The sequence below is a fragment of the Cellulomonas cellasea genome, assembly GCF_030372105.1.
GTDB lineage: Bacteria > Actinomycetota > Actinomycetes > Actinomycetales > Cellulomonadaceae > Cellulomonas_A > Cellulomonas_A cellasea_A.
On the sequence record NZ_JAUDBQ010000003.1, the window covers coordinates 34932 to 51961 of the forward strand.

16 protein-coding genes are annotated in these 17030 nt (G+C 72.9%); 1 reads left to right on the plus strand and 15 read right to left on the minus strand.

Features of this window, described 5'->3' with window-relative positions; genetic code table 11:
- Positions 1-5: 5 nt before the first annotated feature.
- From pyrF to pyrR, 7 genes are read right to left on the minus strand one after another with little or no spacing between them, the layout of a single operon-like run.
- On the minus strand, positions 6-866 hold the full coding sequence (gene pyrF / locus QUV83_RS03855) for an orotidine-5'-phosphate decarboxylase (RefSeq protein ID WP_289562845.1): 861 nt from the start codon (positions 864-866) through the stop codon (positions 6-8).
- A complete protein-coding gene (gene carB, locus QUV83_RS03860; protein ID WP_289562847.1) occupies positions 866-4198 on the minus strand; it encodes a carbamoyl-phosphate synthase large subunit in 3333 nt (1110 codons plus the stop codon). Before carB ends, pyrF begins: the two co-directional genes overlap by 1 nt.
- On the minus strand, positions 4198-5388 hold the full coding sequence (gene carA / locus QUV83_RS03865) for a glutamine-hydrolyzing carbamoyl-phosphate synthase small subunit (protein WP_289562849.1): 1191 nt from the start codon (positions 5386-5388) through the stop codon (positions 4198-4200). Before carA ends, carB begins: the two co-directional genes overlap by 1 nt.
- On the minus strand, positions 5385-5921 hold the full coding sequence (locus tag QUV83_RS03870) for a PH-like domain-containing protein (RefSeq protein WP_289562851.1): 537 nt from the start codon (positions 5919-5921) through the stop codon (positions 5385-5387). The genes carA and QUV83_RS03870 overlap by 4 nt, the downstream gene beginning before the upstream one ends.
- Positions 5921-7267 carry a dihydroorotase gene (locus tag QUV83_RS03875; RefSeq protein ID WP_289562853.1) on the minus strand — a complete coding sequence of 449 codons (1347 nt, stop codon included), beginning with the start codon at positions 7265-7267 and terminating at the stop codon, positions 5921-5923. Before QUV83_RS03875 ends, QUV83_RS03870 begins: the two co-directional genes overlap by 1 nt.
- Positions 7264-8256 (minus strand): aspartate carbamoyltransferase catalytic subunit, encoded by a 993-nt coding sequence (locus QUV83_RS03880; protein ID WP_289562855.1) that lies wholly within the window; start codon positions 8254-8256, stop codon positions 7264-7266. The genes QUV83_RS03875 and QUV83_RS03880 overlap by 4 nt, the downstream gene beginning before the upstream one ends.
- Entirely contained in the window at positions 8253-8861 is a 609-nt protein-coding gene (pyrR, locus tag QUV83_RS03885) for a bifunctional pyr operon transcriptional regulator/uracil phosphoribosyltransferase PyrR (protein WP_289562857.1), read from the minus strand. The genes QUV83_RS03880 and pyrR overlap by 4 nt, the downstream gene beginning before the upstream one ends.
- A gap of 183 nt (positions 8862-9044) precedes the next feature.
- On the opposite strand from pyrR, the gene QUV83_RS03890 reads away from it, so the two are divergent.
- The gene (locus QUV83_RS03890) at positions 9045-11258 is read left to right on the plus strand and encodes a putative bifunctional diguanylate cyclase/phosphodiesterase (RefSeq protein WP_289562859.1); all 2214 of its coding nucleotides are present in this window, start codon (positions 9045-9047) and stop codon (positions 11256-11258) included.
- Between the two features lie 64 nt (positions 11259-11322).
- Here the strand turns inward: QUV83_RS03890 and nusB are convergent, their stop codons facing one another.
- From nusB to aroC, 8 genes are all read right to left on the minus strand, one after another.
- Positions 11323-11739 carry a transcription antitermination factor NusB gene (nusB, locus tag QUV83_RS03895; protein WP_289562861.1) on the minus strand — a complete coding sequence of 139 codons (417 nt, stop codon included), beginning with the start codon at positions 11737-11739 and terminating at the stop codon, positions 11323-11325.
- A gap of 1 nt (position 11740) precedes the next feature.
- Positions 11741-12304 (minus strand): elongation factor P, encoded by a 564-nt coding sequence (gene efp / locus QUV83_RS03900; protein ID WP_289562862.1) that lies wholly within the window; start codon positions 12302-12304, stop codon positions 11741-11743.
- Positions 12305-12420: 116 nt separating this feature from the next.
- Complete coding sequence (locus QUV83_RS03905) at positions 12421-12861, minus strand: hypothetical protein (RefSeq protein WP_289562864.1); 441 nt, start codon at positions 12859-12861, stop codon at positions 12421-12423.
- 96 nt (positions 12862-12957) lie between these two features.
- Positions 12958-13590, minus strand: coding sequence for a hypothetical protein (locus tag QUV83_RS03910; RefSeq protein ID WP_289562866.1), 633 nt, complete (start codon positions 13588-13590; stop codon positions 12958-12960).
- A 60-nt stretch (positions 13591-13650) separates the two neighbouring features.
- A complete protein-coding gene (locus QUV83_RS03915) occupies positions 13651-14106 on the minus strand; it encodes a type II 3-dehydroquinate dehydratase (protein ID WP_289562868.1) in 456 nt (151 codons plus the stop codon).
- A 25-nt stretch (positions 14107-14131) separates the two neighbouring features.
- On the minus strand, positions 14132-15247 hold the full coding sequence (gene aroB, locus QUV83_RS03920; RefSeq protein ID WP_289563064.1) for a 3-dehydroquinate synthase: 1116 nt from the start codon (positions 15245-15247) through the stop codon (positions 14132-14134).
- Positions 15248-15261: 14 nt separating this feature from the next.
- Positions 15262-15822: a shikimate kinase gene (locus QUV83_RS03925; protein WP_289562869.1), complete on the minus strand. Its 561-nt coding sequence runs from the start codon at positions 15820-15822 to the stop codon at positions 15262-15264.
- Complete coding sequence (aroC, locus tag QUV83_RS03930; protein ID WP_289562871.1) at positions 15822-17012, minus strand: chorismate synthase; 1191 nt, start codon at positions 17010-17012, stop codon at positions 15822-15824. The genes QUV83_RS03925 and aroC overlap by 1 nt, the downstream gene beginning before the upstream one ends.
- Positions 17013-17030: the final 18 nt, after the last annotated feature.

The window sequence follows — 17030 nt, forward strand, 5'->3', positions numbered from 1 at the left end:
GAACGTCATCGCAGCGCGGCGGCGGCTTCCGCCGAGGCGTCGGCCGCAGCCCGTCGCAGGGCGTCGCGATCCGGCCCAGCGGCCAGCACACCGCGTGACGAGGAGGCGAGGACAGCGCGTCGAGCGGCGCCGAACACGGCTGCGAGCTCGTCCGCGCCAGCGCCCTGGGCGCCTACCCCGGGGGCCAGCAACGGCCCCCGGACGGCGGCCAGGTCCACCCCTGTGCGGGCGGCCGCGTCCCCGATCGTGGCGCCCACGACGAGCCCGACCGAGCCCAGCTCTGCGCCGGACGCGGCGATCTCACGCTCGTTGAGGGCCCCGGCCTCCAGCGCCATCCGGGCCGCCACCGACACCCCGTGCGCGTCGCGCGCATGCTGCACGGACGCGCCCTCGGGGTTCGACGTCAGCGCGAGCACGAACAGGCCGCGCCCGGTGGCCTGCGCCGCCTCGACCGCGGGCGCCAGGGAGCCGAAGCCCAGGTAGGGCGACACCGTCAACGCGTCGCCGGCGAGCGGGGAGCCGTCCCGCAAGTACGCGTCGGCGTAGGCGGCCATCGTGGAGCCGATGTCGCCGCGCTTCGCGTCGACGATCACCAGCGTCCCGGAGTCGCGTCCCGCCGCGACGACCTCCTCGAGCACGGCGACCCCTGCGGAGCCGTGCCGCTCGAAGAGGGCCGACTGGGGCTTGAGCGCCGCGACGCGGCCGCCTAGCGCGTCGGTGACGGCGCGCGCGAACGCTGACAGCCCTGACGCGTCGTCAGGCAGCCCCCACGCCCGCAGCAGGCCGGGGTGCGGGTCGATGCCGACGCACAGCGGGCCATGGGCGTCCATGGCGGCGGCCAGGCGCGCGCCGAACGTGGCGCCCATCAGGCCACCGGCCCGGCGACGCGGCGGGCCCCACGGGCGGCGTCGTGCTCTTGCAGGCTGGTCACCTGGAACGGCCCGGCGAGGGCCGCCTCGATGCCCTGCACGGCCGCGCCGAGCTGCTGCACCGTCGTCACGATCGCCTTGTCGGCGGCGGTGGTCGCCGCGCGGATCTCGTAGCCGTCCGCGCGGGCGCCCTGGCCCGAGGGGGTGTTCACCACGATGTCCACCCGGCCCTGCGTGATGAGGTCGACGATGGTGGGCTCCCCCGCGTCGCCCCGGCCCTCCGAGTGCTTGCGCACGACCCGGGACTCGATGCCGCTGCGGCTCAGCACCGCGGCGGTGCCCTCGGTGGCGAGGATCTCGAAGCCGAGCTCGGCCAGCCGCTTCACCGGGAAGACGATCGAGCGCTTGTCGCGGTCCGCCACCGAGATGAACGCCGACCCGGAGGTCGGCAGGCCGCCGAACGCCGCGGCCTGCGACTTGGCGAACGCCGTGGGGAAGTCCACGTCGAAGCCCATCACCTCGCCCGTGGAGCGCATCTCCGGCCCGAGCACGGTGTCGACGACTGTGCCGTCGGCGGTGCGGAACCGCTTGAACGGCAGCACGGCCTCCTTGACGGCGATGGGCGCGCGCAGGTCCAGCACGCTGGCGTCGGTCTGCGGGAGCACGCCCGAGGCGCGCAGGTCGGCGATCGTGTGGCCCGTCATGACCAGGGCGGCGGCCTTCGCGAGCGAGACGCCGGTGGCCTTGGAGACGAACGGCGCCGTGCGCGACGCGCGCGGGTTGGCCTCCAGCACGTAGAGCACGTCGGAGACGAGCGCGAACTGGATGTTGAGCAGCCCGCGCACCCCGACGCCGCGCGCGATGGCCTCGGTGGAGCGGCGGATGCGCTCGAGCTCGGCGGTGGAGAGCGTGACCGGCGGCAGCACGCATGCCGAGTCGCCGGAGTGGATGCCGGCCTCCTCGATGTGCTCCATGACGCCGCCGAGGAACAGCTCGTGTCCGTCGTAGATCGCGTCCACGTCGATCTCGATCGCGTCGTCGAGGAAGCGGTCGATGAGCAGCGGCGGCAGCGCGCCGGCGCGGCCCGTGTGGTCGACCGCCGCCTCGAGGGCCCGCTCGACGTACTCGGTGAGCTGGACCTCGTCGTAGACGATCTCCATGCCGCGCCCGCCCAGCACGTACGACGGGCGGACGAGCACCGGGAAGCCGATGCCGCGGGCGATCTCGCGGGCCGCCTCGAGCGTCGTGGCGGCGCCGAAGGCCGGCGCGGGGAGCCCCGCCTCGGCGAGGACGGCGCCGAACGCGCCGCGGTCCTCGGCGGCGTCGATGGCCGCGGGCGACGTGCCCAGGATCGGCAGGCCAGCGTCGGCCAGGCGCTGCGCGAGCGACAGCGGGGTCTGGCCGCCGAGTTGCACGATGAGGCCGGCCACCGGCCCCGCGGCGAGCTCCGCCTCGTAGACCTCCAGGACGTCCTCGAAGGTCAGCGGCTCGAAGTAGAGCCGGTCGGAGGTGTCGTAGTCCGTGGAGACGGTCTCCGGGTTGCAGTTGACCATGACGGTCTCGTACTCGCCCTTGAGGGCCAGCGCGGCGTGCACGCACGAGTAGTCGAACTCGATGCCCTGGCCGATGCGGTTGGGGCCCGAGCCGAGGATCAGCACCGCCGGGCGGTCGCGCGGGGCGACCTCCGTCTCCTCGTCGTAGGACGAGTAGTGGTACGGGGTGCGGGCCTCGAACTCGGCGGCGCAGGTGTCGACGGTCTTGTAGACCGGGCGGACCCCGAGGGCGTGCCGGGTGCGGCGCACCTCGTCCTCGGTGACGCCGCGCAGCGACGCGATCTGCGGGTCGGACAGGCCGTGCCGCTTGGCGTGGGCGAGCACCTCGGCGGTGAGCGCCGGGGCGTCGGCGGTGGCCTGCGCGACCTCGTTGACCAGGACGACCTGGTCGAGGAACCACGGGTCGATGCCGGTGCGGGCGTAGACCTCCTCGACGCTCACCCCGGCGCGCAGCGCCTGCTGCACGTCGACGTGACGCCCCTCGGTGGGCCGCGACAGCGACTCGACCAGGGCGTCGAGCGCGGCGCCCGTGAGCGGCTCGCCGTCCCAGTGGAACGTCGAGCCCTTCTTGTCGATCGAGCGCATGGCCTTGCCCAGGGCCTCGGTGTAGTTGCGGCCCAGCGCCATCGCCTCGCCCACCGACTTCATGGTGGTGGTCAGCGTGTCGTCGGCCGCCGGGAACTTCTCGAAGGCGAACCGGGGCACCTTGACCACGACGTAGTCGAGCGTGGGCTCGAAGGACGCCGGGGTGGAGCCCGTGATGTCGTTGGGGATCTCGTCGAGCGTGTAGCCGATGGCCAGGCGCGCCGCGATCTTCGCGATCGGGAAGCCCGTGGCCTTGGAGGCCAGCGCCGAGGAGCGCGACACGCGCGGGTTCATCTCGATGACGATGATGCGGCCCGTGTCCGGGTGGATCGCGAACTGGACGTTGCAGCCGCCGGTGTCCACGCCGACCTCGCGGATGATCGCGATGCCGATGTCGCGCATGCGCTGGAACTCGCGGTCCGTGAGCGTCAGGGCCGGGGCCACGGTGACCGAGTCGCCGGTGTGCACGCCGACCGGGTCGACGTTCTCGATCGAGCACACGACCACGACGTTGTCGGCCTTGTCGCGCATGAGCTCGAGCTCGAACTCCTTCCAGCCGAGGATCGACTCCTCCAGGAGCACCTCGGTGGTCGGCGAGTAGTGCAGGCCCTGCCCGACGATGCGGCGCAGGTCCGACTCGTCGTAGGCCATGCCCGAGCCCAGCCCGCCCATCGTGAACGACGGGCGCACCACCATCGGGTAGCCCAGCACGTCCGCCGCGGCGACGGCCTCCTCGACGGTGTGGATGATCTCCGAGCGGGCGCTCTCCCCGCCGCAGACCTCCACGACCTCCTTGAACTGCTGGCGGTCCTCGCCCTTCTGGATGGCCGCGATGTTCGCGCCGATCAGCTCGACGCCGTACTCCTCGAGCACGCCCGCCTCGTCGAGCTCGATGGCCGCGTTCAGCGCCGTCTGCCCGCCCAGGGTCGCGAGCACCGCGTCCGGGCGCTCCTTGGCGATGATCGAGGTCAGCACCTCGCGGGTGATGGGCTCCACATACGTGGCGTCCGCGAACTCGGGGTCCGTCATGATCGTGGCGGGGTTCGAGTTCACCAGGACGACCCGGATGCCCTCGTCCCGCAGCACGCGGCACGCCTGCGTGCCGGAGTAGTCGAACTCGCACGCCTGCCCGATGACGATCGGCCCGGAGCCGATGACGAGCACGCTGGAGATGTCTGTGCGACGGGGCATCAGTCGTCGGCACCCTTCTGCGCGCCCGAGGCGCGCATGAGCTCAAGGAAACGGTCGAAGAGGTACGCGGCGTCATGCGGGCCCGCAGCGGCCTCGGGGTGGTACTGCACCGAGAAGGCCGGCAGGTCCAGGGCGGACAGGCCCTCGACGACGTCGTCGTTCAGGTTCACGTGGGACACCACGACCCGGCCGTAGCGGCCGCCGTCATGGGGCGCCGTGGACTCGCCGTCCAGCGGGGCGTCCACGGCGAAACCGTGGTTGTGCGCGGTGATCTCCACCTTGCCGGTCAGGCGGTCCACCACCGGCTGGTTCACGCCGCGGTGGCCGTAGCCCAGCTTGTACGTGCCGTAGCCGAGCGCCCGGCCCAGCAGCTGGTTGCCGTAGCAGATGCCGAAGAACGGGATGCGGCGGTCGAGGACCTCGCGCAGCAGCTCGACCTCATGGGTGGCGGCGGCCGGGTCGCCGGGGCCGTTCGAGAAGAACACCCCGTCCGCGCCGGTGGCCAGCACCTCCTCGATGGTCGAGTCGGAGGGCAGCACATGCACGCGCACCCCGCGCTCGGCGAGCCGCTGCGGCGTCATGGCCTTGATGCCCAGGTCCACCGCCGCGACGGTGGCCACCGGCTCGGCCAGCGGCAGCCCGTCGGCGCCCAGAGCCTCCACGACATACGCCTGGGCCGTCGAGACCTCCCCCGCCAGGTCGGCGCCCTGCATCGCCGGGGCGGACTTGACCGCCTCGAGCAGCACATCGTCGGGCAGGCGCGAGCCGTCCTTGCCCAGCAGGGCGTCACCCGAGAACACGCCGGCGCGCATCACCCCGCGCTCGCGCAGATGACGGGTCAGCGCACGAGTGTCGATGTCCGAGATGCCGACCACGCCCTGCGCGGCGAGCTCCTCGTCCAGCGTCCGCTCAGAGCGCCAGTTCGACGGGCGGCGCGCAGGGTCGCGCACCACGAAGCCGGCCACCCAGATGCGGCTCGACTCCGGGTCCTCGTCGTTCACGCCGGTGTTGCCGATGTGCGGCGCCGTCATCACGACGATCTGCCGGTGATAGCTCGGGTCGGTGAGCGTCTCCTGGTACCCGGTCATGCCGGTGTTGAAGACGATCTCCCCGACAGTGGACCCGGTGGCGCCATACGCGCGCCCGCGGAACGTCCGCCCGTCCTCCAGGATCAGGACTGCGTCGGTCATTGCTGCTCCTTCTGCGCCACGGCGGACGTCGGGTCGATCAGGTCACGGGCCGCCTCGAGCAGGCGCGTGCGATCTTGGGCCCGACGCGGGCGCACACCCGTGTCCAGCCCGCGCTCGTCGCCCGCCAGGGCCCAGGTGAGGACGACGATCCCGTCGCCCCCGACGTACTTGCCAGCCATGCCGGACGTCGTGCCGACCGACCGCAGGGACTGCGACGGCACCCACACGTCCCGCGCGCCACGCCGGGCCAGCAGGACCCCGCGCTCGAACACCTGCGCCTGCGCGGCGCTGCGCACCCCCAAGTCATGCGCCACGACCCGGTCGAGCCAGTCGCCAGCCCGCGTCGAGGAGATGTACGTGGCCTCCATCGGCCCGGTGACCGGCGCCCCGCGCAAACCCTCCGCAGGAGTCGCCGGAAGCTCGGGGACCTCGGCCGCCGTGCTCGCGCCCCGGCTCCGCCACCCCCGCCGCATCGACCACAACACCAGCAGGCCCAAGGCCAGCAGGACGGCGATCGTGACCGCGGTCCGCATCAGGCGGACGCCTCACGCCCGGCGGCGCGCTGGCTGCCGTCCGGGTCGTCCTGCGCCCGGCTGTCGAGCACCGTCGCCCGGCCCCGCAGGAACGTGGCCACCACCGCGCCCGGCAGCTCACGCCCACCGAACGGGGAGTTGGCGCTCGCGGTGCCCTGCTCCTCGGGGACCACCGTGCGGCGCACCGACGGGTTGACGAGCGTCAGGTTCGCCGGCTCCCCCACCGCGATCGGCCGGCCCTGGTCCTCGACCCGGCCGATCGCGGCCGGGGTGGTGGACAGCACCCGGGCGACGTCCGCCCAGGTCATGCGGCCGGTGTCGACCATGGCCTCTTGCACCACCGACAGGGCGGTCTCCAGGCCCGTCATGCCGAACGCGGCGGCGGCCCACTCGCAGTCCTTGTCCTCGCGCGGGTGCGGCGCGTGGTCGGTGGCGACGATGTCGATCGTGCCGTCGGCCAGGCCAGCGCGCACGGCCTCGACGTCGGCGGCTGTGCGCAGCGGCGGGTTGACCTTGAACACCGGGTCGTAGCCGCGGGCCTCCTCGTCCGTGAGCATGAGGTGGTGCGGGGTGACCTCGGCGGTCACGTCGATGCCGCGCGACTTCGCCCAGCGGATGATCTCCACCGAGCCGGCCGTGGACAGGTGGCACACGTGCAGGCGCGAGCCGACGTGCTCGGCGAGCAGCACATCGCGGGCGATGATCGCCTCCTCGGCGACCGCGGGCCAGCCCGCGAGCCCGATCTCCGCGGACACGACGCCCTCGTGCATCTGGGCGCCGACGGTCAGGCGCGGCTCCTGCGAGTGCTGGGAGACCACCCCGTCGAAGGCCTTCGTGTACTCGAGCGCGCGGCGCATCAACACCGGGTCGCTCACGCACTTGCCGTCGTCGGAGAAGACCCGCACTCGGGCGGCCGAGGCGGCCATCGCGCCGAGTTCGGCGAGGTGCTCGCCGTCCAGCCCGACGCTCACCGCGCCCACCGGGTGCACGTCCACCCAGCCGGCGTCCCGGCCCAGGCGCCAGACCTGCTCGACGACGCCGGCCGTGTCCTGCGTCGGGGTGGTGTTGGCCATCGCGTGCACGGCGGTGAACCCGCCGAGCGCCGCCGCACGCGTGCCGGTGAGCACCGTCTCGGCGTCCTCACGGCCCGGCTCGCGCAGATGCGTGTGCAGGTCCACCAGCCCGGGGAGCAGCACCAGGCCGGCGCCGTCCACGACCACGGCGTCGTCGCCCGCGCGGGCCGCCGCGTCGGGGCCCATCGCGGCGATCACGCCGTCGGCGAGCAGCACGTCCACGGGCTCGCCGCCCAGGGGCGCCACGGCCCGGAGAAGATACGTCGTCCTCACGCTGCGTCCACCTTCACGTTCGTCGTCTGCTCCCCCGCGAGGAGCATGTACAGCACAGCCATCCGCACAGCCACCCCGTTGGCGACCTGCTCGACGATCACGGCGCGGGGCGAGTCCGCCGCCTCCGCCGAGATCTCCAGCCCGCGGTTCATCGGGCCCGGGTGCATCACGATGGCGTGCTCGGCCAGGTTGCGCAGGCGTCGGCCGTCCAGCCCGTAGCCGCGCGAGTACTCCACCGGGCTCGGGAAGAACCCGCCGCCGGCGTTCGACATCCGCTCGCGCTGCACGCGGAGCATCATCACGGCGTCCGGCTGCTCGTCGGCCAGCACCGCGTCGAGGTCGTAGGACACGCGGGCGGGCCACGCCTCGACCCCGACGGGGACCAACGTGGGCGGCGCCACGAGCGTCACGTCGGCGCCCAGGGTGTGCAGCAGCTGCACGTTGGAGCGCGCGACGCGGCTGTGCAGCACGTCCCCGACGATCGCGACCCGCAGCCCCTGCAGGTCGCGTCCGCTGACGTCCGCGCGCCCACTGTCGCCCACCAGGTGGCGGCGGATCGTGTACGCGTCGAGCAGCGCCTGCGTGGGGTGCTGGTGGGTGCCGTCGCCCGCGTTGACGACGGCGCCATTCGTCCAGCCAGAGTGCGCCAGCCGGTGCGGGGCCCCGGACGCCTGGTGGCGGATGACCACCGCGTCCGCGCCCATCGCCTGCAGGGTCTGCGCGGTGTCCTTGAGCGACTCGCCCTTGGACACGCTCGACCCCTTCGCCGAGAAGTTGATCACGTCGGCCGAGAGCCGCTTGGCGGCCGTCTCGAAGGAGATCCGGGTGCGCGTCGAGTCCTCGAAGAACAGGTTGACGACGGTGCGGCCGCGCAGCGTGGGGAGCTTCTTGATCTCGCGGGCCTGGGTCGCGGCCATCTGGCCCGCGGTGTCGAGCACCCGGATCGCCGCGTCGCGGTCGAGGTCCTGGGCGGAGAGCAGATGCCTCATCGCGCGCCTCCCGAGATGAGCACGGCGTCCTGGCCGTCGATCTCGGCGACGAGCACGCGCACCCGCTCCGAGGTGGAGGTCGGCAGATTCTTCCCGACGAAGTCCGCGCGGATCGGCAGCTCGCGGTGGCCACGGTCCACCAGCGCGGCGAGCTGCACCGCACGGGGGCGGCCCAGGTCGCTCAGCGCGTCGAGCGCGGCGCGGATCGTGCGGCCGGAGTACAGCACGTCGTCCACCAGCACCACGACCTTGCCGTCGATGCCGCCGTCGGGCAGCGCCGTCCGGCCGATCGTGCGGGTGGGGTGCAGGGCCAGGTCGTCGCGGTGCATCGTGACGTCGAGGCTGCCCACCAGGTCGGCGACGTCGAGCCCCGGCTCCACGTCGGCGAGGCGCTGCGCCAAGCGGTGCGCCAGCGGCAGCCCACGGGTGGGAATGCCCAGCAGCACCAGGTCGGAGCCGCCCTTGTTGCGCTCGAGGATCTCGTGGGCGATGCGCGTGAGCGCCCGGCTGATCTCAGCGGCTCCCAGGACGACATTGGCGTCCGGTGCGGCGGTCAGGTCTGCGGGCTGTGCGCCGTCAATGGGCGCACCAGTGCCAGAGCTCATCTGGCAGCCTCCTTCCCCGCCTCTCTGGACGGGCCTTAAAGGAATGTCTGTCAGGACTCGACAATACCGCCCCGCGGCGGGCGCCCCGACGCGCCGCCACTTCCTGGACACCCAACGCCTCGCGAGGGGTCATCACCCAGATGCCGACTCAATGCCGCGGGCGAATGGACCGATTGAGCGAACATGGAGATCTCAGCGCCGACGTGGGCGGCGCTCGTGCAGTTCTCCGCCGCCGGACTGGTGGGCGGCTTCTGCATGCTGCACTGGGTGTGGTGGCGTGGGCGCCTGCGCCGCGCCGGCGCCGCGTGGACGCTCGTCTGGTCCGCCGCGCTCGCCCTGCTGTTCCTCACCAACGGGTTCTTGGCTGTGCTGCCCGCCGGCGAGGTGCTGCCCTTCGTGCGCGCCCAACTGCTCGCGGCCGCGGTCGTCCTGGCGCTGCCCGCCACCCGTGCCTACTCCGCCGGGCCTCCCGTGCGCGCGTACGTCCTCGCCGCCACCGGGCTGTACCTCCTGCGCGCCGGGCTCTGGCTGGGCACCGACCTCGTGGTCCGCCACGACGGGACGGCGCCGACCCGCGGACCCGTCGACGCCCTCACCTTCCTCATCCCCGTGATGATCGTGGGCGTGTACGTGGTGGTCGCCGTCGGCAAGGCGCGCCTGACCGCCATGGGCGTCGCCCTCCTCGCCGTCTCGTCCCTCTCCACGCTGGCGCTCGTCACCTCGTTCCTCGTGGCCGACGCCGCGCTGCGCGAGCTCCTCACCAGCTCGTGGGCGATCCCGCTGTGCATCGGCCTGGAGGCGCTCGCGCTGCACCGGCTGCGCCGCTCGCAGTGGGAGGCGGACCGGCAGAACGGCATGCGGGACGCCGTCGCGCGCATCGCCAACGCCGCCTGGTTCCTCAAGGACCCCGAGGCGCTGCTGCTGCGCGCCCGCGAGGAGGCCCGCCAGCTGCTCGACAACCCGCAGATCGAGGGGTCGCTGCGCAACTTGCCGCGTGGGAGGTTCGTCACCGAGCTGTTCCCCCTCGAGGGCCGCCCGCTCGACCCCCGCGAGCGGGCCTTCCTGATGGACCTCGCCCAGCTCGTCTCGGCGCACGCCGAGCGCACCGAGCTCGCCGACCGGCTCGGACGGGCCGCGTTCACCGACTCCCTCACCTCGCTGCCCAACCGGCACGCCCTCGACCAGCAGCTCGCTGGGGCGCTGGACCAGGCCGAGGTGGAGCGCACCCGGGTGGCGGTCTTCTACTGTGACCTCGACCACTTCAAGCAGGCCAACGACCACCACGGCCACGCCTGGGGCGACGCGCTGCTCGTGCAGGTCGCCGACCATCTGCGGTCCCAGGTGCCCGCGGGCTCCAGCGTCGCGCGGCTCGGCGGCGACGAGTTCGTCGCGGTGATCTCCCGGGCGCCCTCGGACGACGCGTTGCGCGAGCTCGGCCACCGGCTGCGCAACGGCTTCACCGGGCCGGGGCCGTCCAGCAACGCCCCTCGGCTGACTGTCGGCATCGCCGCGTGGGAGCCCGGTGAGCCGTTGGACGCCGAGGCACTCCTGCGCCACGCCGACACCGCGATGCTGGAGGCGAAGCGCACCCGCGTCGGCGTGCTGCTGTTCGACCGCCCACTGCGCCGCCGGGTCCAGTCGGAGACCCGCCTGCGCCGCGCGCTCGACGTGGGGATCGCCGACCGGGAGTTCGTCACCCACTTCCAGCCGATCGTCGACGCCCGCACCCTGGAGGTCGTCGAGCTCGAGGCGCTTGCCCGCTGGTCGCACCGGGGCACCATGCTCCAGCCCGCCGAGTGGCTGCCCCTCGCCGAGGAGTCAGGCCTCATCATCCCGATCGGCGAGGCCCTCATGGCCAGCGCCCGCGCCGGCTACGACAAGTTCCAGCTCCCGGTGGCCGTCAACGTCGCGGCGCGTCAGGTCTCCGAGCCCGACTTCCTCGACCAGGTGCAGCGCGCCTGGGGCGACAGCGAGTGGGTGCGGCTGACCATCGAGGTCACCGAGAGCGCGCTGCTCGCCGACGACGCCGCGGCGACCATCAAGCTGCAGGCGCTGCGTGAGCGGGGCGTGCGCATCGCGCTCGACGACTTCGGCACCGGCTACAGCTCGTTGTCCCGCCTGGCGACACTTCCCGTGGACATCCTGAAGATCGACCAGTCCTTCGTGCGGCAGATCGGCACCCCGCGCGGCCTCGCGGTGCTCCGCGCGATTCTCGGGCTCGCCGAGGCCCACGGCCTCGAGGTGGTCGCCGAGGGTGTGGAGAAGGCCACCCAGCTCACCGCGCTCGTCGACCTGGGGGTCTCCCGGGTGCAGGGCAACCTGCTGGGCAGGGCGGCGCCGGGGCTCCCCGTGCGCGGACCACGACCGCGTCGCCACGGGGCGCTCGGCGCGCGGTAGGAGCCCCAGACGCACACGCGCCCCGGGCCGTCAGGCTCCGGGGCGCGCATGCAGGACTGCGCACTCAGGCCAGCAGGGTCGGCTTCAAGTCGACGATGCGGCCCAGCAGGCCGTTGATGAAGGTCGGCGAGTCGTCCGTCGACAGCGAGCGGGCCAACTCGACGGCCTCGTCCACGGCGACGGCGTCGGGGACGTCGTCGTTGTAGAGGACCTCCCAGATGCCCAGCCGGACCAGCGCGCGGTCCACGGCGGGCATCCGCTCGATGGTCCAGCCGTGGGCGTGCGTCGAGATCAGCTCGTCGATGCGCGCCTGCCGGGCCGCGACACCCTCGACCAGGTCCACGGAGTACTGCGGCAGGGCCGACTCGGTGCCTGGCTCGGCGATGCGCTGCGCGAGCAGCGTCACCGGGTCGAGGCGGCGCTGCTCCGCCTCGAAGAGGACGTCGATCGCCCGCTTGCGGGCTTTGGTGCGAGCTCCCACGTCAGTCGTTCACGCGGCCGAGGTAGCTCCCGTCGCGGGTGTCCACCTTGACCTTCGTGCCGGCCTCCAGGAACAGCGGGACCTGGATCTCGTAGCCCGTCTGCACCGTGGCGGGCTTGGTGCCGCCCGTGGAGCGGTCGCCCTGCAGGCCCGGCTCCGTGTAGGTGATCTCCAGCACGACCGACGGGGGCAGCTCGACGTACAGCGGCGCGCCCTCGTTCGTCGCGACCATGACGCTCTGGTTCTCGAGCATGAAGTTCGCGGCGTCGCCGACCACCGTCTCCGAGACGGGGAGCTGGTCGAACGTGTCGGTGTCCATGAAGATGAAGTCCGAGCCGTCCTTGTACAGGTACTGCATGTCGCGCTTGTCGACGTTCGCCGTCTCGACCTTCAGGCCGGCGTTGAACGTCTTGTCGACGACCTTGCCCGAGAGGACGTTCTTCAGCTTGGTGCGGACGAACGCCCCACCCTTGCCGGGCTTCACGTGCTGGAATTCCACGACAGTCCAGAGCTGGCCGTCGATCTTCAGCACGGTGCCGTTCTTGAGGTCGTTGGTGGTGGCCACGAGAGCTGCTTCCTGTCGAGTTGAGAATGTGCGAGTCGTTGTCGCCACGCCCGCCCTTGCACAGGAGGGGGCGACCAGACCGCCGACCATCGTACAGCCAGCGGCGCCCCCGAGCCTCAGGACATGAGCAGCGCGCGTCCCGCTAGACCGACCAGGGCGGCCCAGATCATGGACGTGAGCGTCCCGATGACGAACCTCTCGGATGCGCCGGGGTTCTCCCGCAGCTCCGGGTAGCGACCCAGGCCCTTGACGGCGACCACGATCGCGATGCCGCTCGACTCCCCCGCCAGCAGGCACCCGGTCACGGCGACGCGCTCCAGCAGGCCGATCCACGTCCCCCCGCGCAGGACCGCGCGCGCCCGGTCGCCGTCCGGGCCGTCGGAGAGGGCTGTGGCCCTGGGCGCCTCGTCGTCGTGTGCCGCCGCCTCGTCCTCTGGGGACCCCGCGTCTGACGACCGGCCCGCCAGGTGCAGCACCCCCGCCGTCAGCACCCATCCGCCCGCGGCGCTCACCGCCAGCATCGCCAGGACGGTCAGCAGCATGAGCAGGGGGTGCACGGGATCTCCTTTGACGCGGACTGCGGCGGGACGAGTCTGGCGGATCAGCGGCGGTGTGCCCAGCCGTCGGCGCTGGTCACGTGCGGGGCCGGTCAGTCATGGACGGCTAGGGGCCGATGCCGCCTCGGCGAGGAGCCGTGCGGCCACCGGCCGGGCGGCCTGCTCCTCGAGCCACAGCGCCGTGCGCAGGCGCTGGCTCACCGCTTGCTGGGTGACGCCGACGCGGGCCGCGATCACGTCCTGCCTCGTCTCGCCGGTGCGCTCCACCGCGTCCACGACCTCCCACCCGGCTGCCGTGCGGCGCTGCACCATGGCGCCGAGCAGCACGAGGACCGCCTCCGCCTCGCGCGCCCGCGCCTCATCGGCGCCGTGCACCACGAGCGGCACCGCGCGGATGCGGCTCTTGGCCTGCTCGACGGCGTCTCGCGCCATGACGAAGGCGGGGCCCGACCCGGCTCGTGATGACGCGGGCAGCGGCAGGTCCACGTCGCCGGCGCCGATGCCGACGCTCCAGTCCTTCAGCCGCAGCACTGCCAGCACCACGTCCACGGCGAGGGCGGGATCGTCGAGGACGCACTGCACCTCGTCGCCCACGGTGCGCTCGAACGGGGCGAGCACGCCCGCAGATCCCCGGTGCATGTCACCGCGGGCCCTGAGGTGGGCGAGCAGCTCGCCCACACGGTCGCCGACGCGACGGCTGCCTTGCTGGTCGATCGTCAGGACGAACATCGCACAAGGCTAGAGCCTTGTTCCATCCGTTACAAGGGTAGAGCCTTGTTCGCGGAGTCCTCAGGACTGAGCCGCGGAGCCGCGCGCGGCGACCGCGTCCAGCGCCAGCCGGTACGAGTCGAAGCCGAACCCGGCGATCGTCCCCGTGGCGACGGCGCCGATCACCGACGTGTGCCGGAACTCCTCGCGGGCGTACGGATTGGACAGGTGCACCTCGACGAGCACGAGCCCGGCCTTGGTCACCTGCGCGGCCGCATCGCGCACCGCATACGAGTAGTGCGTGAAGGCCGCGGGATTCAGCACGACGTGCGCGCCGCTGTCGACCGCCTCATGCAGCCACCCGACGAGCTCGGACTCGGAGTCCGTCTGCCGCACCACCACGTCGAGGCCCCGCTCGGCGCCCCACCGCTCCCCCGCGGCCACGAGGTCCGTGTACGACGCGGAGCCGTACACGTCCGGCTCGCGGACGCCGAGGCGGCCGAGGTTGGGACCATTGAGCAGCAGGACGCGCGTCATGCCGCGAGCCTAGGGGACGCGGCGATCACAGCGGGATCGCCGTGCCCACCGGCGCGGCGCCCTCGCTGACCTCGGCGTACGCGGCGGCGAGCAGCGCTGGGTCGGGCCCCTCCAGGCGGCTCGGGCGGCCGATGCCGTCGAGCACCACGAAACGCAGCAGGTCGCCGCGGGTCTTCTTGTCGCGCCGCATCGCCGCCAGGAGCTGCTCCCAGCGGTCCCCGCGGTAGGAGACCGGCAGGCCCACCGACGTGAGGATCGCGCGGTGCCGGTCCACGTCGGCGTCGTCCAGGCGCCCGGCGAGCCGCGCGAGCTCGGCGACGAACACCATGCCTACCGACACCGCCGCCCCGTGCCGCCACGAGTACCGCTCCACCTGCTCGATCGCGTGCGCGAACGTGTGGCCGTAGTTCAGGAACTCGCGGTCGCCCGCCTCCCGCAGGTCAGCGCTGACGACCCGCGCCTTCACCGCGATGGCCCGCTCCACCAGCTCGAGCAGCACCGGCGACTGCGCAGCCCGCACCGGATCGCACACCAGCTCCGGGTCGGCCTCGACCAGGTCCAGGATGCGGGCGTCGGCGATGAAGCCGGCCTTGATGACCTCGGCGAGGCCCGCGATGTAGTCGTAGCGCGGCATGGTCTCCAGCGCCGCCAGGTCGCACAGCACCCCGGCCGGCGGGAAGAACGTCCCGACGAGGTTCTTGCCCTCGGCTGTGTTGATCGCCGTCTTGCCGCCCACAGCCGCGTCGACCATGCCGAGCAGCGTCGTGGCGACGTGCACGACCTTGATCCCGCGCAGCCAGGTGGAGGCCACGAATCCCGCCAGGTCGGTGGTGGCGCCACCGCCGAGCGACACGATCGCATCGGACCGCGTGAAGTCGGCCTGCCCGAGCACCTGCCAGCAGAACGCTGCCACCTGCGCCGTCTTCGCCGCCTCGGCGTCGGGCACCTCCGCGAGGATCGCCTCGAAGCCGCTGCCCAGCAGGTCCTCGCGCATCGCCTCGGCGGACGTGGCGAGCGCCGTCGGGTGGATCACCAGGACGCGCTTGACGCCCTCGCCCAGCAGGCGGGGCAGCTCACCGAGCAGGTGCCGGCCGATCACGACGTCGTAGGGCTGCTCGCCCTCGACCCTGACGACGCGCATGCCCTGCTCGCTGCTCACGAACCGCTCCCCTCGTCCTGCGAAACGCTCCCCGGCCGCTGCCGGACGGCCTCGTCGATCTCCGCGGCGACCTGAGCCGGAACCCGCGCGTCCGTCGACACCCGCAACGTCGACACCCGCTCGTAGACGGGCCGACGGGCCTCCATCAGCGCCTGCCACTGCGCGCGCGGATTGCCCAGCAGCAACGGCCGCGCGGTGTTGAAGCCGACCCGGGGGGCCGCGTGCGCGAGGCTCACGTCGAGGAACACGACGACGCCGCCGCCCGCCGCGTAGCCCGCCAACGCCTCTTGGGTGGCCTCGTCGAGCACCGCGCCGCCACCCAGGGCCAGGACGCCGTCATGCTCGCCGAGGGCCCGCAGCACCGCGTCGCGCTCGAGAGCGCGGAAATGCGGCTCGCCGTCCTCGACGAAGATCTCCCCGATGGACTTGCCCGCCACCACCTCGACGTCGGCGTCCGTGTCCCGCGCGGGGACGCCCCACCGCGAGGCGAGCTGGGCCGCGACCGTCGACTTGCCCGATCCGGGCGGCCCGACCAACACCACCACCGGCGCGGGCATCAGCGCTGCAGCTCGGGGATCGCCGCCAGGTAGCCCTCGAGGTTCCGGCGCACCTCGCCCACCGAGTCGCCGCCCGTCTTCTCGAGCAACGCGTCAGCCAGCACCAGGGCGACCATCGCCTCCGCCACGACAGCGGCGGGCGGCACCGCGCACACGTCCGAGCGCTGGTGCTGCGCCTTCGCCGGGTCGCCCGACGCGGTGTCCACCGTGTCCAGCGCGCGCGGCACCGTCGAGATGGGCTTCATCGCGGCCCGCACCCGCAGGATCTCGCCGTTGGTCATGCCGCCCTCAATGCCGCCCGCGCGGTTCGAGCGCCGGACGATCTGCCCGGAGGCGTCCCGCTCCATCTCGTCATGCGCCTGGGAGCCGCGGCGGGTGGCCGTGCGGAAGCCGTCCCCGACCTCGACGCCCTTGATCGCCTGGATGCCCATCAGGGCGCCGGCCAGGCGCGCGTCCAAGCGCCTGTCGCCGTGGACGTAGGAGCCCAGGCCGGACGGCACGCCGTAGGCCAGCACCTCGACGACGCCGCCGAGGGTGTCGCCGTCCTTGTGGCACTCGTCGATCTCCGCGACCATCGCCGCCGAGGTCGCCGCGTCGAAGCAGCGCACCGGGTCGGCGTCGAGCGCCGCCACATCGTCAGGGGTCGGCAGGTCGGCGCCATCCGGGGCAGCGACGGGCCCAATGCCCACGACATGCGAGACCAGCCGGATGCCCGCCGCCTGCTCCAAGAACTTCGCAGCCAACGTGCCGAGCGCCACGCGGGTGGCCGTCTCCCGGGCAGACGCGCGCTCGAGCACCGGGCGGGCGTCGTCGAACGCGTACTTGCGCATGCCCACCAGGTCGGCGTGGCCCGGGCGCGGCCGCGTCAGCGGGGCGTTGCGCGCCCGGTTCAGCAGCTCGGGGTCCTCCACCGGGTCAGACGACATCACATCGACCCACTTGGGCCACTCGGTGTTGCCGATCTCCACGGTGATCGGGCCGCCCTGCGTGAGCCCCAGCCGGACGCCCGCGAGGACGCGCACCTCGTCCTGCTCGAACTTCATCCGGGCGCCGCGGCCATAACCGAGCCGACGGCGCGCGAGAGCGGCCTGGATGTCCGCGCTCTGCACCTCGACACCGGCCGGGAGGCCTTCGAGGATGCCGACGAGGGCCTGGCCATGCGACTCACCTGAGGTCAACCAACGGAGCATGAGGGCATCTTTCCACGC

What these genes read in the sequence shown, in the direction of transcription:
- QUV83_RS03915 (WP_289562868.1), bottom strand. Translation starts at nt 14,106, where the DNA reads ATGACGCGCGTCCTGCTGCTCAATGGTCCCAACCTCGGCCGCCTCGGC.
- QUV83_RS03870 (WP_289562851.1), bottom strand. Translation starts at nt 5,921, where the DNA reads ATGCGGACCGCGGTCACGATCGCCGTCCTGCTGGCCTTGGGCCTGCTG.
- aroB (WP_289563064.1), bottom strand. Translation starts at nt 15,247, where the DNA reads ATGCGCGTCGTCAGGGTCGAGGGCGAGCAGCCCTACGACGTCGTGATC.
- QUV83_RS03880 (WP_289562855.1), bottom strand. Translation starts at nt 8,256, where the DNA reads ATGAGGCATCTGCTCTCCGCCCAGGACCTCGACCGCGACGCGGCGATC.
- pyrR (WP_289562857.1), bottom strand. Translation starts at nt 8,861, where the DNA reads ATGAGCTCTGGCACTGGTGCGCCCATTGACGGCGCACAGCCCGCAGAC.
- aroC (WP_289562871.1), bottom strand. Translation starts at nt 17,012, where the DNA reads ATGCTCCGTTGGTTGACCTCAGGTGAGTCGCATGGCCAGGCCCTCGTC.
- QUV83_RS03890 (WP_289562859.1), top strand. Translation starts at nt 9,045, where the DNA reads ATGGAGATCTCAGCGCCGACGTGGGCGGCGCTCGTGCAGTTCTCCGCC.
- carB (WP_289562847.1), bottom strand. Translation starts at nt 4,198, where the DNA reads ATGCCCCGTCGCACAGACATCTCCAGCGTGCTCGTCATCGGCTCCGGG.
- QUV83_RS03925 (WP_289562869.1), bottom strand. Translation starts at nt 15,822, where the DNA reads ATGCCCGCGCCGGTGGTGGTGTTGGTCGGGCCGCCCGGATCGGGCAAG.
- pyrF (WP_289562845.1), bottom strand. Translation starts at nt 866, where the DNA reads ATGGGCGCCACGTTCGGCGCGCGCCTGGCCGCCGCCATGGACGCCCAT.
- carA (WP_289562849.1), bottom strand. Translation starts at nt 5,388, where the DNA reads ATGACCGACGCAGTCCTGATCCTGGAGGACGGGCGGACGTTCCGCGGG.
- QUV83_RS03910 (WP_289562866.1), bottom strand. Translation starts at nt 13,590, where the DNA reads ATGTTCGTCCTGACGATCGACCAGCAAGGCAGCCGTCGCGTCGGCGAC.